General features: G+C 51.6%; 2 protein-coding genes (1 of these 2 running past the window's edge). Both read left to right on the plus strand.

Annotation, left to right across the window (positions count from 1 at the left end; genetic code table 11):
- A complete protein-coding gene (locus tag AB1656_04490) occupies positions 1–15,579 on the plus strand; it encodes an amino acid adenylation domain-containing protein (GenBank protein MEW6234623.1) in 15,579 nt (5,192 codons plus the stop codon).
- Positions 15,572–19,108 carry the 5' end (the start) of an SDR family NAD(P)-dependent oxidoreductase gene (locus tag AB1656_04495; GenBank protein MEW6234624.1) on the plus strand. Its footprint extends 4,272 nt past the window's final position, so only the first 3,537 of its 7,809 coding nucleotides appear in the window; it begins with the start codon at positions 15,572–15,574; its stop codon lies off the right edge, out of view. The genes AB1656_04490 and AB1656_04495 overlap by 8 nt, the downstream gene beginning before the upstream one ends.

The following is a 19,108-nucleotide window of genomic DNA, read 5'->3' on the forward strand; positions in this document are numbered from 1 at the left end:
TTGAACAAATTCGCCAAACGCATCGCCAATCTTTCACCGGAACAGCAAAAACTACTGATCCGGAAATTGCAGGAAAAGCGCCTCCCGCAGGCGGCGGAAAGCGGAAAGGAAATCGTTCCTCAAACCAGGGAAGGAAATCTTCCCGTCTCTTTCGCCCAGCAACGCTTATGGTTTTTGGATCAATTGGAGGGCGGCGGCGCCCATTACAACGAATTCGGCTGCTACGTCATTCAAGGCAAAATAAATATTGACGCCTTAAAGCAAAGCCTGTCAGCCATCGCCGCCCGTCATGAAATTCTACGAACCGTTTTCCCATCCTCCAACGGCGCCCCTACGCAAGCGATTCATCCTGCGGCGTCGATCGATTTGCCTATCGAAGACCTTCGAACAATTCCGTCAAGCGAACAAAACGCGGAAATCCAGCGCCAGGCGCGGGAAGAGCGGCGCCGTCCTTTCGATCTGGCTCGCGGTCCGCTATGGCGCGTCAAACTGTTATGGGTAGGAGATGAATCTTACATCCTATTCATCGCGGTGCATCACATCGTCTTCGACCGCTGGTCGGCGGGGATATTTTCCCGCGAACTATTAGCTTGTTATGAAGCATTCTCGCAAAACCTCGCTCCATCGCTGCCTAGCCTTTCCATCCAATACGCCGACTTCACCGTTTGGCAGCGCCAAAATATGCAGGGAGAATTATTAGAATCGCATCTGAATTATTGGAAACAAATCCTAACCGATGCTCCGCTGCCATTGGTATTGCCTTGCGATAAGCCGCGTCCGCTCAAGCAAACCTTTGATGGATGCAATGTCCGATTTCATTGCTCATCCATCCTGACGAAAAAAATCAAATCCCTCTGCCAACAATCGGGAACGACTTTGTTCATGACGGCGGCGGCGGCTTATGCGCTTTTGCTTTCCCGCTATAGCGGCCAGGAGGATATCGTCATCGGCGCGGCTATCGCCAACCGCAGCTGCCGCGAACTTGAATCTCTGATTGGATTCTTCGTCAATACTCTGCCTTTGCGATTATCATTGAATGGCGTTCGTACTTTTTCCGAGTTATTGGCGCGGGTGAAAAAGATGGCGCTGGAGGCTTTCGATCATCAGGATTTGCCCTTCGACAAATTGGTGGAAGAGTTGCAGCCGCAGCGGGACGCCAGCCGCAGCGCTATTTTTCAAGCCATGCTCATCTTCCAAAATGCGCCGGAATCGGACGTAAAACCACATGGCATGAAATGGAGCCAGATCGAATTCGACGACGAACCGGTGCGCACCGATTTGGATTTATATCTATGGGAAGAGGACGAACATCTCTGCGGCTCGTTTCGCTACAACATCGATCTTTTCGAAAACGAAACCATCATTCGCATGAAAGAGCGTTTCCAACGCTTGTTGGAAAACGCCGCCGAACATCCCGGCGCCGAACTGGACGATTTACTATTCGATAACGCAGGCGAACCGCTAGGTCTGCCGCTTATTGCCCAATCGGCGGACAGCGGGGTTAACAGGAGACGCAAACAAGCGCCGCTATCTTATCACCAACAGCGAATATGGTTCATCGATCATTTCGAAACCGGCAACGTCTACGCCAGCCACCCCATCTATCATAACATTCCGCTGCTATTGCATTTTGACGGAATCGTCGATGGCGAGGCATTGGAACAGAGCCTTAAGGACATCATTCTTCGCCATGCGGTATTGCGCATTCGCCTGCATGAGGATAACGAAAGAACCGTTCAAGCGGCGGATTCATGCGATTTCAAGTTAACAACAATACGACTCGATAACGCATCCATAGCCGATGCGAATTCATTGGCGCTGCGAGAGTCGCAAGAAGCTTTCGATCTCAATCAAGAGATTCCCATCCGTGCGGCGTGGCTGCGAATGAGCGATGAAGAATCATTGTTGGTTGTAACGGCGCATCATATCGCGGTGGACAAGAAAACGCTGCGCCTTATCGCGGAAGAATTGAGCGAAATCTACAACGCCCGCCTGGCGAAGCGCGATCTATCGCTACCCCGCGCCGCCATCGATTATCTCGATTATGCGCAATGGCAAAGCCAATTCGCTGCGAAGGATTTCGAACCGTTTCTCTTTTATTGGAAATGGCAGCTGAGAAGAAAAATTCAAGCGCTTGAACTGCCGATGCAGCGGCCGCGTCCAGCGGTTCATACTTATACGCCCGCCCGTTGCTTTTTCACAGTACATCCGAAGCTGCATCAACGCATCGAGGCGCTGGCAACGAAGGAAAGATCTTCCGCTTACGCCGCAACGCTGACCGCCTTTCTCGTCTTGCTGCATCGCTATGCTAACCAAGACGAAATCACCGTAGGCGTTAACTACTCCTGCCGCAATTCGGAAATTGCCCACGCCGCCGGCCCTTTCGACAATCTCTTACCGCTGCGCAACGATCTAGGCGGCAATCCCTCCTTTCAATCGCTGCTGCGCCAGACGACGAAAATATTACATCAGGCGCTTGCATTCGGCGAAATGCCGTTCGATAAGTTGGTGTTGGAGTTGAAGCCGGAAAACAATATGAGCCGCACGGCGCTCTTCGACGTTCTCTTTCAATTCGATGAAGAGAATCTCCCGGTTTTGTATATAGGCGGCGCAACGGCGCAAATCGTCGAGACCAATCTAGGTTGGGGTAAATACGATTTCAATTTGTTTATATATAAAGAAAATGAAGGCTATTCGGGAATCATTACGTTTAACAGCGATTATTACGATAACGGCTTCATCGAACAAATAGCGCGACATTACCAAGCCATCCTCGAAGCGGCTGCCAGCGATCCCGCCCAAAAAATCGACGATATTATTCTGCTCGACGAAGCGGAACATCGACAACAATTGGAAGTTTGGAACGCCGCGCAAGCGTCTTATCCCAAAGACAAAACCTTGCATGGACTCTTCGAAGAGCAAGCGGCGCGTACTCCCGACCGCATCGCCATCGTTGAGGGAAATCAAGCCTGGACTTACCGCGAACTCGACGCCAGCGCCAACCGCTTGGCTCATTATCTGCGCAAGTTTGGCGTTGGTACGGACGATCTCGTCGCCCTATGCTTGAATCGTTCGCAGGACGCCGTCGCCGCCATGTTGGCCGTGTTGAAGGCTGGAGGAGCTTACTTTCCCTTAGATCCCGCCCATCCGCAAGAACGCCTGCGCTTCATGCTGCAAGACGCGGGCGCGCAATTTCTCATCACAACGCAATCGTTGAGCGACGTGATTACGGATACTATTTCCCATCGCATTCTTCTGGACGCCGACAGCGAAAAAATCGCCGCCCAATCCTCAACGCCGCCTGCCAATCTTACTCAACCGCATCATCTTGCTTATTGCATTTACACCTCCGGCTCTACGGGTAAGCCGAAAGGCGTTTTATTAGAACATCGCAACATCGTGCGGTTGATGAAAAACGATAAATTCCTCTTCAATTTCAATGCCGATGACGTTTGGGCTTTATTTCATTCCTATTGCTTCGATTTTTCCGTATGGGAAATGTATGGCGCGCTTCTTTACGGCGGCAAACTCGTCATCGTTCCTAAAGAGACGGCTCAAGATCCCGCTCTCTTTCTCGATCTGCTCGTGCGCGAGCGCGTTACGATCTTGAATCAAACGCCAAGCGCCTTCTATCATCTGGCGCAGGAAGCGTTAGAACGCGGTTGCCCTGACCTCGCTTTACGCTGCGTCATCTTTGGAGGCGAGGCGCTTCATCCCATCCAACTGAAAAAATGGCGCGAAGCCTATCCCGCCGTGAATCTCGTCAACATGTACGGCATCACCGAAACCACGGTGCACGTTACGTACAAAGAAATTACGGAAAAGGAGATTGCGGCGGACGAGAGCAATATTGGCGTTCCTATTCCCACGACGACCGCGTATGTTATGGATTCCCGGCAACGCCTCTTACCCGTTGGCGTTCCGGGCGAGTTGTGCGTCGGCGGAGAGGGCGTCGGGCGCGGGTATTTGCGCCGGGACGATTTGTCACGCGAAAAATTCATCGCCAATCCCTACAAACCGCAGGAGCGACTTTATCGTTCTGGCGACCTGGCCAAATGGCTTCCTAACGGCGAATTGGTTTATCATGGCCGGATCGACGACCAGGTTCAAATCCGGGGTTTTCGCGTGGAGCTGGGCGAAATCCGCAGCCAGTTGCTCCAACATCCCGCCGTTTCCGAAGCAGAAATCGCTACTCGAAAAGATCGGTTCGAATCGCTGGAACTGATCGCTTATATCGTTCCCTCCGCCGCCATCGCCGCCGCCGATTTACGCCAACATTTGGCGCGCGCGCTTCCCGATTATATGATCCCGTCGGTTTTCGTAACGCTCAAAGCCATGCCGCTGACTTCCAACGGCAAAGTAGATCGGCGCGCCTTGCCCGAACCGCAAGCGTCATCCATCGGCGGAGAAGAAGCGTTTTCGATTCCCAAAACTCCAACGCAAGAAATCCTCGCAACCATTTGGGCCGAAGTATTGCGGATGGATCGCGTTGGCCTTCACGACAATTTTTTCGATTTGGGCGGACATTCTTTATTGGCCACGCAAGTCGTCTCCCGCTTGCGCCGCGCCTTCGCTATCGAGTTGCCCGTCATCCGTCTTTTCGATTCGCCAACGATCGCCCAATTAAGCGAACATATCGCCGCCGCGCGCCTCAGCCATTCACTTCAGACGCCTCCCTTGCAACCTTGCGCTAAAATGGAAAGTCTTCCTCTTTCCTTCTCTCAAGAACGATTACGGTTTTTGGATCAATTGGAGGGCCGCCGCGACGTATACAACATTACGGCGGCTTTGCGAATCGAAGGGCCGCTTGATGCGGACATCATGCTGCGCTGCATTAATGAGATCGTTCGGCGGCATGAAATTTTGAGAACTGCATTTCCCAATATCAATGGCAGACCGTCGCAGGTCATCGCGGCCAGCCTTGACTTGCCGCTGCCTATAATCGATCTGCGCCATAAACCAAAAGAAGAACGCGCCGCCGAAGTGCAGCGAATCATCAATGAAGAAGCGCAGCATACTTTCGATTTGACAAAAGTTCCATTGCTGTGGCTGGTTCTGCTTCAAGTCGATTTTCATGAATTCATCATCGTCATGACCGCGCATCATATCGTTTTCGACGGCTGGTCTGCGGGTGTTTTTATTAAAGAATTTTCGGTTTTTTATCGATCATTTCTCGAAGGCGTTCCCGCCGCGCCGCCGCCACTTTCCATCCAATACGCCGATTATACGCTATGGCAGCGCCAATGGCTGGCGGGCGTAGCTTTGCAACAACTAACTGATTATTGGCGGAAGCGGCTGCGGGGCGCTCCTGCGCTGCTGGAATTGCCTTGCGATCGTCCCCGGCCTGCGGTGAAGACGTTTCAAGGACGGACGCTTTATTTTTCCATCGATAGCGATCTTACGCAAAAATTGAAATCCTTGAGCCGCCATTCGGGCGCGACATTATTTATGACTCTGTTGTCTGGTTATGGCGTTTTGCTTCATCGCTACAGCCATCAGGACGACATCGTCATCGGAACGCCAGTCGCCAACCGCAATCGTCAAGAGTTGGAACCATTGATTGGCTTCTTCGTCAATACGTTGGCTCTGCGCTTGGATTTTGCGGGGAATCCCTCCTTCTCGGATTTGTTGGAACAAACGCGCCGCGCCGCGCTTGATGCTTACGACCATCAAGATATTCCCTTCGAGCAGCTGGTGGAAGCATTGCATCCGGAACGCAATCTAAGCCATACGCCCATCTTTCAAGCCGCATTGGCATTGCAAAATGCTCCCTTGGAGAAACTGGAACTGCCGGGGCTGCGCTTCGAACCATTACTAGTGGATAACGAAACGGCGAAATTCGATTTAAGTTTATTGATGGAAGAAGCGGATGGAGGATTGAACGCCGTTTTGGAATACAGCGCCGATCTATTCGACGAATCGACTATGATCCGCTTCGCAGGCCATTTCAAAACGATCCTGCAAGCCGTTGCCGATAATCCCCAACAACGCCTATCCGATATCCCGCTGTTAACGAACGATGAGCAGCTTCAACTTATCGAATGGAATAAAACGAAAAGCGCCTATCCCCGCGATGTTTCCATTCATCGTCTTTTCGAAGAACAAGCGGCGCTTCGTCCTGACGCCATCGCTGTTGAATATGGAAAGGATAAGATTGCTTACCGGGAATTGAATGCTCGTTCGAATCAATTGGCGCAGCGCTTGATCGTTGAAGGCGTTGTTCCTGGAACTATGGTTGTCCTTTTCGCCGAACGTTCTCTGGAAATGATTGTAGGGATGCTGGGCATACTTAAAGCGGGCGGCGTCTATGTTCCTTTGGATACCGCCTATCCTCAAGAGCGATTGGAATTCATGGCGAAAGACTGCCAGGCGCCGATCTTATTGACGCAAAGCTGTTTGCAAAACTGTTTGCCGCAACATCAAGGAACCATCCTTCGCCTCGATGCGGATTGGGACAATATCTCAAAAGAAAACGGCGAGAATCTCAGCGTCGACGTTTCCGGAGAACATCCCGCCTATGTCATCTACACATCGGGATCGACCGGCGAACCCAAAGGCATCGTCATTCCCCACCGCGCCGTCAATCGATTAGTCGTTAATTCCGATTACATTCGACTCGAAACGGTGGACGCCGTCGCCCAGGCTTCCAACGCCTCCTTCGACGCCGCCACCTTTGAAATTTGGGGAGCGCTGCTCAACGGCGCCCGCTTGGTTATTGTCGAACGCGACATCGCTCTTTCTCCGCGAGAATTCGCCGCATGCTTGCAGCAGCATGAAATCACCACGTTGTTTCTGACAACGGCGCTATTCAACCAAATCGCCCGCGAAGCTTCGGACGCTTTTCGGGGATTGAATCACTTGCTTTTCGGCGGCGAGGCGGTCGATCCGCAATGGGCGCGGCGGATTTTAGCGAATGGAGCGCCGAGACGCTTGCTTCACGTCTATGGCCCCACGGAAAATACTACCTTCTCATCATGGCATTTAATTAAGCAAGTTCCCGAAGACGCCGTTACGATCCCCATCGGCGGCCCCATCGCCAATACCCAGATTTATGTTTTGGATCGATATCTGCAAACGGTTCCCGTCGGCGTTCCCGGCGAGTTGTGTCTTTGCGGCGACGGCCTTGCTCTCGGTTATCTCAACCGGCCGGATTTGACGGCGGAGAAATTCATCCCCAATCCCTTCCAGAACGATCCTGATTCGAGGCTCTATAAAACAGGCGACTTGGTTCGCCGCCTTCCGGACGGCGCCATCGAATTTTTAGGACGAACCGATTATCAAGTAAAAATACGCGGCTTCCGCGTCGAACTGGGAGAAATAGAAAGCGCGCTTGACGGGCATCCCGCCGTCCAGGAATCGGTGGTTCTCTATCGGGACGAACGCCTCGCCGCCTACCTGGTTTTTGGTCCTGATGCAGCCATTCCCATCAAAGAAATTATCCGTTATCTGGAACGCCGATTGCCGGAATATATGATCCCATCGTTCTTCACAGCAATGGATGCGTTTCCGCTTAATGAAAATGGGAAAATCGACCGCCGCCAATTGCCCGAACCGGAACGCATTGCTTCTGATGACGCTTATGCGCCGCCTCGTACGCCAACGGAAGAAATTCTCGCTGGAATCTGGGCCAAAATCCTGCGATTGGACAGCATCGGGATTTACGATAATTTTTTCGCTTTGGGCGGACATTCCTTATTGGCTACGCAAACCGTTTCCCGCATCCGCGAAGCCTTCGCCGTCGAATTGCCATTGCGCCATTTGTTTCAGTCGCCCACTATTGCGGGTTTGGCGGAGTACATCGAAATGGCGCGGCGCGAGGGACAAAGTCAACCACCCCCCATCGAACCCATTCCCAAAGATAACAATCCTGCCCTCTCCTTCGCGCAAGAACGTTTGTGGTTTCTCGATCAGCTGGAGCCGGGCAATCCTTTTTATAACGTCTCGATCGCATTGCGCCTTACTGGCCCGCTGCGCATTGACGCTTTGGAAAAAGGATTAAACGAAATCGTCCGTCGCCACGAATCCTTGCGCACGTTTTTTAAGTCCATCAGCGGTAAACCCGTACAAATCATTGCGCCATCCATAAAAATATCCTTGCCTCTCATCGATCTAACTTCCTCTCCCGAATCTCAGCGAATGAACGAGGCTCATAGGCTCATCGCCGAGGAAGCGCGCCTTCCCTTCGATCTCTCTCAAAGCCCCTTGCTGCGCGCATCGCTGCTGCGGCTGCATGACGAGGATCACATCCTGCGACTGACTATGCACCATATCGTTTCCGACGGCTGGTCGTTGGGCATACTCATCCAAGAACTAGCCCCTCTCTACACAGCTAATAGGCAAGGCGATAACATAAAGCTTGCAGAACCGCCGATTCAATACGCCGACTTCGCCGCCTGGCAGCGCCATTGGCTCAGCGGCGAAAGGTTGGAAAAGCAAATCCGTTATTGGAAAGAGAAATTGGCGGGAGCGCCGCCTTCGTTAGAACTGCCCGCCGACCGGCCGCATCCGCCCGCGCAAACCTTCCAAGGCGGCAGCGTGAAATTCGAAATCGGCGCCAACGGCGCGAAGCAATTGCGAAGTTTGAGCCAGCAGTCCGAAGCCACCCTGTTCATGACGCTGCTCTCCGCCTTCGCCGTTTTGCTTTATCGTTATAGCGGCCAAGAAGACATCGTCATCGGCTCCCCTATCGCCAATCGCACTCGCGGCGAAATCGAATCCTTGATTGGCTTTTTCGTCAATACGCTGGCGCTGCGCATTGAGTTGCCAGGCAATCCAACGTTCAACGAACTATTGCAGCAAGTTCGCCAATCGGCGTTGGACGCTTACGCCCATCAAGACCTGCCGTTCGAAAAGCTCGTCGATGAATTGCAAGTGGAGCGCGACTTGAGCCTCAATCCAATATTTCAGGTCATGTTCGCTTTGCAGAATGCGCCTATGCCAATGTTGGAATTGCCGGAGTTGAACATCAGCCTGGTCGAGACGAAAAGAGTTACCGCCTTGTTCGATCTCGTGCTCGATATGTGGGAAACGGACGATTCGTTGACGGGAGTATTGGAATATAACAGCGATATATTCGACGAATCCACCATTCAGCGATTAGCAGGTCATTTCCAAATCCTACTCGCGGCGCTAGCTGCCAATCCCGATTTGCGCCTGAACGATGCGCCGCTGCTTGCCCTGGAGGAAGAGAAGCAATTGCTGTCGATGGGAAACGGCCCCCGCATTACATATCCTATCCATAAAACGATTCACGAACTCTTCGAAGAACAGGCGCAGAAAGGGCCGCAGCGTATCGCCGCCGTTCATAACAGCGCAACTATTACCTACGCCGAACTTAACGCCAAAGCTAACCGAATCGCCCATCGCCTGCGCCGCCTGGGGCTTCGGCGCAACGAATTCGCAGCCATCCTCGATCAACGCGGCATCGATTTTCTCGCTTCTATGCTGGGCGTTCTCAAAGCGGGCGGCGCGTTTTTGCCCATCGATCCCGGCTATCCGCAGGATCGCGTGAATTACATGGCGTCGAACAGCAGCTCTCGCTTTCTCATTACGCGATCTTCAATATTCAATATATTCTCTCTTAATGAAAATGATGATTTACAGCATATTCTGCGGCTTGATGAAGATAATTTGGAAACAGAACCAATAACTAATCCCAATTGCATTAATGACAGCGGCGACCGCGCCTATATGCTCTATACCTCCGGTTCTACCGGCTTGCCAAAAGGCGCGATCGTTCGGCATAACGGCGCGGTCAATCATATCTTCGCCGAATTCGATCTCTTGCAATTCCATCGTGATTCCGCCTTTTTGCAAAGCGCTCCATCGTCGTCAGACATTTCCGTCTGGCAATTTCTGGCGCCCAGCCTCATTGGCGGACGAACGATCATCGCCGATTTCGAAACCGTTTGCGATGCGGCGCGGCTTTTCCAAACCATCCGCTCGCAGCGCATCACGCTCATCGAACTTGTGCCGGTCGTCATGAAGGCGCTGCTGGATTATGTCCGCGCTCTGCCGCCGGACGAACGTTCTTTGCCCCAGCTGGAATGGGCAATGGCGACGGGAGAAACCGTTCCCGTCTCTCTCGCGAACGATTGGCTAGAATGCTATCCCCATATCAAACTAGTCAACGCCTACGGCCCTACGGAAGCCGCCGACGATATTTGTCAATTTGTTATCGATAAGCCGTTACCGCCAGACCGGCGCGGAGTTCCCATCGGCAATCCCATATCGAATCTGACGCTCTACGTTCTCGACCGCCATATGAAACTGACGCCTATCGGCGTTCCAGGCGAAATCTGCGTTTCTGGCGTCGGAGTGGGTGAAGGCTATTGGAACGACGAGGCCAAAACGCGCGCCGTTTTCGTCCCTAATCCCTACGCGGACGAAGGACGCGGCGAAACGTTATACCGCACCGGCGATATCGGCTTTTGGCCGGCAGACGGCGCGTTGGAATGCCTGGGCCGGGTGGACGATCAAATCAAACTGCGCGGTTTCCGCATCGAATTGGGCGAAATCGAAGGCGCGCTGCGCCAGCATCCCGCCGTCGGCGAGGCCGCCGTTATTCTGCGCGAAGACGCGCCGGGAGATAAACGCCTAGCGGCTTATATCGTCCCCAACGCCGCTTCTGCGCCCGCGCAACAATACATGCTGGAACTACAAGGCGAGCAAATCGATCTTTGGCAAAACCTGCATGACGATAGTTATACCCAATCGCTGACGCATGGCGACGAAACCTTCAACGTCATCGGCTGGGACAGCAACTACGACGGCGCCCCGCTGCCAGAAGCCGACATGCGCGAGTACGTCGATTTTACGGTTCAACGCATTCTCACACTTAATCCGCGCCGCGCATTGGAAATCGGCTGCGGAACCGGACTCATCATGTTCCCGCTGTTGCCCCATTGCCAATCCTATCGGGGAACCGATTTGTCGCAGACGGCTATCGAACGCTTGCGTCCATTGCAGTCTTCGCCGGATTGGCAGCGAAAAATCAAAGGACTTAGCGCAGCGATTTTGGAACGAAGAAAGGCAGACGATTTCAGCGGCATTGAGCCGGGATTTTACGACATTGCGTTGCTGCCTTCCGTGATTCAATATTTTCCCAGCGTCGATTATCTTCTTGACGTATTGGAAGGATTAATCGGAATCCTGCAACCTTGCGGAAGCATTTTCCTTGGAGATGTCCGCAGTTTGCCTTTGCTCAAAACCTTTTATGCTTCCGTACAATTTTTCAAGGCCGACGATTCCCTCGCTTCGGCGGAACTGGCGGAGCGTATTCGGCGTCAGATGGCGATAGAGCAGGAAATGGCCGTCGATCCCGCTTTTTTCTATGCGTTGCAGCATCGTTTCTCGCAAATTTCTCACGTGGATATTCTGCCCAAGCGCGGATTCCATCACAACGAAATGACTCGCTTTCGCTACGACGTTGTCATTCGGCTGGGACAGGAAGCAGAAGATATCCTCTCAACCGATTGGCGCAATTGGACGCAAAAATCTTTATCCATAGCCGAAATCCGCAGCATTATGGAAGACGAACGGCCGGAGAGTTTCGGTTTGCGCTCCATCGCCAATCGCCGCGTCTGGGAAGAGAACCAAATCCTGCATTGGCTCGCCGCCAAGGATTTCTATGCCAGCGTAGGCGAAATGCGGTCGGCTTTGCGGCGCCTTCAACCTGCCGGCCTGGAACCGGAAGAATTGTGGAATCTGGAAAAGGATTTGCCTTATTACGTTGATATCCGCATGGCTCAATCCGCAATGGATGGACGTTTTGACGCATTATTCACGCGCCGCCGCGATGGCCAAAAAAGACTGCGCCTATCATTTGTCGATCGCAGCGAAGCCAAACCGTGGAACCAATACGCCAATAATCCTTTGCATGAAAAACTGGCGCGCAAGCTGACGCCGCTTCTGCGCGAGTTCCTCAAAGATAAAACGCCTCATTATATGGTTCCTTCCGATTTCGTTTTTCTTCGCAATATGCCCTTGACGCCAGCGGGCAAGATCGACCGCCAGGCGCTGCCTAGGCCGGATTCCTCCCAACGCCTGGCCGTAGGCGAATACCGCGCGCCCATTACTTGCAAGGAAAAAATTCTCGCCGAAATATGGAAAGAGGTTTTAGGAATCGATCAGGTTGGAATCGATCATAATTTTTTTGAACTCGGCGGACACAGTTTGAAGGCGACGCAGATAGTCAGCCGGATTCATCGCGATTTGAATGTGGAAATATCGCTTAGGGATATTTTCAATCATCCAACGATTGCAGAGTTAGTTGAAAAGATCGGCGGCCAAACAGCCAGCGCTTTTCAAACGATTGAAAAAACGCCGGATGCGGCGGATTATCCGCTCTCCCACGGCCAACGCCGTCTGTGGATGCTGGCGCAGATGGATGGCGGCTCCGCCGCATACAACATGCCCGCCGCCCTGCTGCTCGAAGGGGCCATCGATCCGAAAGCGATGGAACGAGCCTTCGCTGAACTGACGCAAAGGCATGAATCCTTGCGTACTGTATTTGTTATGGTAAATGACGAACCACGTCAGAGGATTCTTCCCGCCATAGACGCCCATCTTCGCCTCATCGATTTGCGCGTAGAATCTTTCCCGGAACAGAAAGCGCGGGAAATCGCACTCGCCGACGCAGCGCTGCGCTTCGATCTGGAAAAGGGAGGATTGATCCGCCTATCGCTTTTGCAACTCGCTAAAGAGCGCCATGTTTTGCTTTTCAACATGCACCACATCATTTCCGACGATTGGAGCCAAGGCGTATTAGTGCGCGATTTTATGACGCTGAATAAAGAGATTCACCGTGGAGAAAATCCTTCCCTGCCGCCGCTGCGCATCCAATATCGCGATTATGCGCAATGGCAAAATCGCTTCTTGGCGAGCGAGGCGGGCGCCATCCATCGCGATTATTGGCATAACAAACTTGCGGGAGAAATCCCGGTTCTCGACCTGGCGGCTGATTGTCCCCGGCCGCCAGTGAAAACTTACAATGGACGCAGCCATTCCTATAGACTTGATTCCCAACAAACGCAGACGATTCATTCGCTCATCCGCCGCCATAATGCAAGCCTGTTCATGTTCCTATCGGCGGCGGTCAAAACGCTGCTTTTCCGTTATACGAATCAAGAAGAAATTCTCATTGGATTTCCTACGGCGGGGCGTAATCATCCCAGCTTGGAAGATCAAATAGGCTTTTATATCAATACGCTGCCATTGTTGGACCGCCTGCAAGGCGAAATGCGTTTTGAAGATTTATTGCGCCAGATCAGCCGCAGCGTCGCCGAAGCTATTGATCATCAAAGTTATCCTTTCGACCGTTTGGTGGATGAATTGAATCTCAGCCGCGACGTCAGCCGCTCGCCTATGTTCGATGTCATCATCGTACTGCAAAATGCGGAGACGCAAGATTTCATCCTAGATGGAGTGAAAATTCATCCTTTCATTCATGAATACGAAACCAGCAAATTCGATCTGGCTTTCACTTTCGAGGAAAAAGAAGGAACGATCCAGGCGGATATTGTTTACAACACGGACTTATTTCTCCCCGAGCGCATCGAATGTATGGGGCGTCATTTGATAAATTTGATCGACAGCCTGCTTACCGATCCATCCTTACCCATCGCGCGATTGAATCTGCTTGACGAGAACGAGAGACGTCATATTCTCTGCGACTTCAATTCGCCTCAAGCGGCTTTCCCAACGCCCACGCTGGTGGCATGGTTCGAAAATCAAGTGGAGAAAACGCCAGATCGCATCGCCGTTGCTTTCGATAGCGCGAACGGCAGGCGCGAATGGACTTACCGCGAACTCAATGCCCGCGCCAACCAACTGGCCCATCATCTGCGCCGCTTGGGCGTTGAGCGTAACACGCTCATTAGAGTCTATCTTGATCGTTCGCCGGAAATGCTCGCCGCGCTCTTAGGCGTTATCAAAGCCGGAGGCGCCTACGTTCCTTTCGACGCCGCCCATCCTGCCGAACGCCTCGCTTACATGCTGCAAGACGCGCAAACGCCCATTTTAATAACGCAAAATAAATTAATCGATACTTTGCCGAATCATCACGCCAGCGTACTTCGTCTCGACGGCGACGCCGAAATCATCGCCCGCGAGAACGAGGATAATCCACTGCGGCTCAATGTTTCCAGCGATGCCGCTTACGTTATCTACACCTCTGGTTCCACGGGCAAACCTAAAGGAACCGTCGTTTCTCACGCCAACGTCTCGCGCCTCTTTACATCGACGGAAGATTGGTTCCATTTCAACGAAAACGATGTTTGGACAATGTTTCATTCCTATGCCTTCGATTTTTCCGTATGGGAAATGTGGGGCGCATTATTGTACGGCGGGCGGCTCGTTGTGATTCCGCAAGAAATCGCGCGATCGCCGAAAGAGTTTTATCAGATGTTAGCGCGGGAAAATGTAACCGTGCTCAACCAAACGCCATCGGCTTTTCGGACATTGATTCAAGTAGAGGAAGAGACGCGCGTTGAGTTGTCGCTTCGGCTAGTGATCTTCGGCGGCGAAACGCTAGAAATGCAAAGCCTGAAGCCGTGGTTTCAGCGTCACGGCGATGCGAAGCCGCAGCTGGTAAACATGTACGGCATCACAGAAACGACGGTGCACGTTACCTATCGACCGCTGACCGCCGCCGATGCGCTGAACCGCGCCAGCCTCATCGGCCGACCATTGCCGGATTTGCGCCTCTATCTTTTTGACGCCTATCAGCAACCGGTTCCAGTCGGAACGCCGGGAGAAATTTACGTCGGCGGAGCGGGAGTATCGCAAGGCTACCTGCGCCGCCCCGAGTTGGCGGCGGAGCGCTTTATTTCCGATCCCTTCGGCGAAGCCGGCGAACGCCTCTATCGTTCGGGCGACTTGGGCCGCTATCGCTTTGACGGCGAGATCGAGTATTTAGGCCGCATCGACCGCCAGATCCAAATTCGCGGTTTCCGCGTGGAACTGGGAGAAATCGAATCGGCGCTCATCGCCCATCCCGCCGTCCGAGATGCCGCCGTCATCGCGCAGGACGAGGAAGAGGGCGCTCGATTAATCGCTTATTATATCCCCGCCAATCAAAAGACGCCCGAACCCAGCGAGTTGCGCCGCCATCTTTTAGAACGATTGCCGGACTACATGGCGCCGTCTTTCTATATGCCTTTAAAAGCTTTCCCGCTGACAGCCAATGGCAAACTCGACCGCATAGCGCTGCCCCAGCCGCAAACCATCCGCAATTCGTCAACCATATATATTGCGCCCCGCAGCGAAATGGAAAAAACCATCGCATCGATCGTTCAAGAAACATTGAAAACCGATAAAGTAGGAATCCACGATAATTTCTTCGATCTGGGAGCGCATTCTCTCTTGATCGTTAAAATCCATCGTAAATTATGCAAAATATTGAACCGCGAATTTCCTGTTGTCATGCTCTTTAAACATTCCAACATCAGCGCCCTCTCCGGCTATCTCCTTCAAGAGTCAACAAAGGAAACATCGGAGGCGTTGCAGGAAATTCAATACCGCGCCGCCAAACGAAAAAATGCTCGTTATCGGCGCAAATCAATGAACGCCAATGAATGAGAATAAACCTGACCATCAATCAAACCGCATCGCCGTCATCGGCATGGCCGGACGCTTTCCCGGCGCCGCCAACGTCGAACAATTTTGGCGCAATCTCTGCAACGGCGTCGAAAGCATTACATTCTTCTCCCGCGAACAATTGGCTGCCGCCGGAGTCGGCGAGCCGCTGCTGAACGACCCCGATTACGTCCGCGCCAACGGCGTATTGGACGGCGTCGAACTCTTCGACGCGGATTTCTTCGGCATGACTCCTCGCGAGGCGGAACTCACCGATCCGCAGCATCGCCTTTTCCTGGAATGCGCTTGGGAAGCGATGGAAAACAGCGGTTGCGATTCGGAATCTTATAAAGGCCGCATCGCCGTCTTCGCGGGCGCCGGAATGAGCACCTATCTGCTGAATAATTTGATTCCCCATCCCGATATCCTCCAAAATTCCGGCAATCTAAATCTTATTATCGGCAATAATAAAGATTACGTCCCCACGCGCGTTTCCTACAAACTGAATCTGACCGGCCCCAGCGTCAACGTCAATACCGCCTGCTCCAGCTCGCTGGCGGCTGTTCATTTAGCTTGCCAAAGCCTTCTCGACTATCAATGCGACGCGGCGCTGGCGGGAGGCGTGGGCATACAAATTCCTCAAGAACAAGGATACCTTCATCATGAGGGGTCCATCTCTTCTCCCGACGGCCATTGCCGCGCTTTCGACGCCCAGGCGCAAGGAACCGTCAGCGGCAACGGCGTCGCGATCGTCGTTTTGAAAAGGTTGGAAGATGCGATCGAGGAAGGCGATTGCATCCGCGCCGTCATCCTCGGCTCCGCTATGAACAACGACGGCGCGGCCAAAGCGGGCTATACGGCGCCCAGCGTGGACGGCCAAGCCCAAGTCATCGCGGAAGCCCTCGCGATGGCGGATATCCATCCAGAATCTATAGGGTATATCGAAACTCATGGAACCGGGACGCCCCTTGGCGATCCCATCGAAATCGAAGCGCTGACGCATGCGTTTCGCGCCAGCACGCAAAAAAAAGGATTCTGCGCCATCGGTTCCGTGAAAACCAACGTAGGCCATTTGGACGAAGCGGCGGGCGCGGCGGGATTGATTAAAACCATCTTGTCATTAGAAAACAAAATCATTCCGCCCAGCCTCCATTTCCAGCAGCCGAATCCGCATATCGACTTCGCCAACAGCCCCTTCTTTGTCAATGCGAAATTGTCAACATGGGATTCGAACGCCTCTCCCCGTCGCGCTGGCGTAAGTTCCTTCGGCATTGGCGGAACGAACATTCATGTTGTTTTGGAAGAAGCTCCGCCAGCGCCGCCTGCGGGAAAATCCCGCCCCTATCAAATCCTTTCCTTATCGGCTAAAACTGAAACAGCCTTAGAGGCTGTTGCAGATCGTCTTTCCTATTGCCTTAAACTAGATCCTTATATCGATATTGCCGACGCCGCCTATACGCTGCATACTGGCCGAAGATGCTTCAAATATCGCCGCTTCGTTCTTTGCTCGAATGCTCAAGACGCTATCCAATCCTTACAATCGCGCGATTCTGTTTTCATGTTTTCAGGACATTGCGAAAAACAAAATCGTCCTATTGTCTTTATGTTTCCCGGCCAAGGTTCCCAATATGTTAATATGGGACGCGAACTTTATAATGACGAGCCTGTCTTTCGCGAGCATATCGACCGTTGCGCCGAAATCCTTCATCCTATTCTTGGTCTCGATATACGGAACATACTTTTTCCATCCGCCCATGATTTCTCAATCGCTAATGCGCAAATGCAACATACTTCTCTAGCTCAGCCAATATTGCTTTCTGTGGAAACAGCTTTGGCAACGCTATGGATGAGTTGGGGCGTCCGCCCTCAAGCAGCGATTGGGCATAGCCTTGGAGAATACGCCGCCGCCTGGCTTTCGGGCGTATTTAATCTTGAAGAGATTTTACTATTGGTTGCGGAGCGAGGCCGATTGATGGGCGGCCTGCCCCCTGGATCAATGCTCGCCGTCCCACTATCGGAAATCGAATTGCAGCCTTATTTAAACGACGATCTCTCCATCGCCGCCATTAATGCTCCAACCCATTGCGTTGTTTCCGGTACTATAGAATCGATCCAAACATTGGAAGAGTCATTGCGTCATCAGCATATTGAAGCCCGCCGCCTTCAAAATTCCCATGCATTTCATTCGAAGATGATGGATCCAATCGCCGATTCTTTTTATCGCTTCCTGAATAAGTATCCATTTAAACATCCGCAAATACCCTTTCTTTCCAATCTAACGGGAGAATGGATATCTCCCAATGAGGCAATGAACCCCGATTATTGGATCAAACAGTTAAGACATCCCGTACTCTTCTCCAAAGGAATATCCGAATTGCTAAAAAAATGGGACGCCATTTTTTTGGAAACGGGTCCAAGCCGCGTCCTTGCATCCTTTGTTATTCGTCATAATAACAACAATCCGGAATTGCCTATTTTTACATCCTTAAGACATCATCTCGACAATGAACATGATAGCTTTTTTATAGCAAAAACTATGGGTAAATTATGGCTTTCGGGAGTTCCTATTTCTTGGCCTAAATATTATTCTCAAGAAAAAAGACGCATATTGCCCCTTTTTACGTATCCTTTCCATAAGCGAAGATGTTGGGTGGATAAACCTATTCTCACATTTACAATCGATTATTCTCATAAAATTAACGATATCTCCAATTGGTTCTATATTCCTACTTGGAATAGAATGCCCTTTTTGAAGTCCAATCGATTAACTCAACGCTATCGCTGGCTGATTTTCTCCGACGAATTGGGGTTGGGATCGGAAATGAAGAAAAGATTAATTGCCGAAGATCAAGATATTATTATGGTTTCTATCGGCCATGATTTCGATCGCATCGATGACGATACTTTCATTCTTTCTCCCGATAATCCAGATCATCTTCATTCCTTGTTTTCTTTGCTATTTTCTCGCCATACGATACCGCACAATGTAATTTATACGTGGAATATTTCGCCTATTTTTAACGAAGCAACGCCTCTTAACCGTTTAAAAGAAGCATTAAATCTTTCGTTTTATAGTCTATTGCATCTTGTTCACACGTTGGACTCGCATCAATTTTCCAATCCTTTACGCCTATTCTTTTTAACGAATAATATGCAGAATGTCTCTGGAGATGATGTATTCTATCCGGAAAAATCTGTTTCGACGGGACCGATACGAGTTATTCCAAAAGAATATCCGAATATATTTTGCCAAAACATCGATATCATTTTACCTGATAATTTTTCTTGGGATCAAAGTAAAATCGCTGATGATTTAATATCTGAATTTTCGCATCCTTTTTCCGAACCAATTCTTGCTTATCGCGGCTGCTCTTTTTGGCGTCCTTCTTACGATCCAATACAATTGAATAAATCCGATTCCGTTCCTTCTGTATTGCGTCCAGGCGGCGTATACCTTGTTACCGGCGGATTAGGTTCGATGGGATTGGCTTTTTCCCGCTATTTAGCGCAATCGGTTCAAGCAAAACTGATT

The organism is Candidatus Omnitrophota bacterium, assembly GCA_040755155.1.
GTDB lineage: Bacteria > Hinthialibacterota > Hinthialibacteria > Hinthialibacterales > Hinthialibacteraceae > JBFMBP01.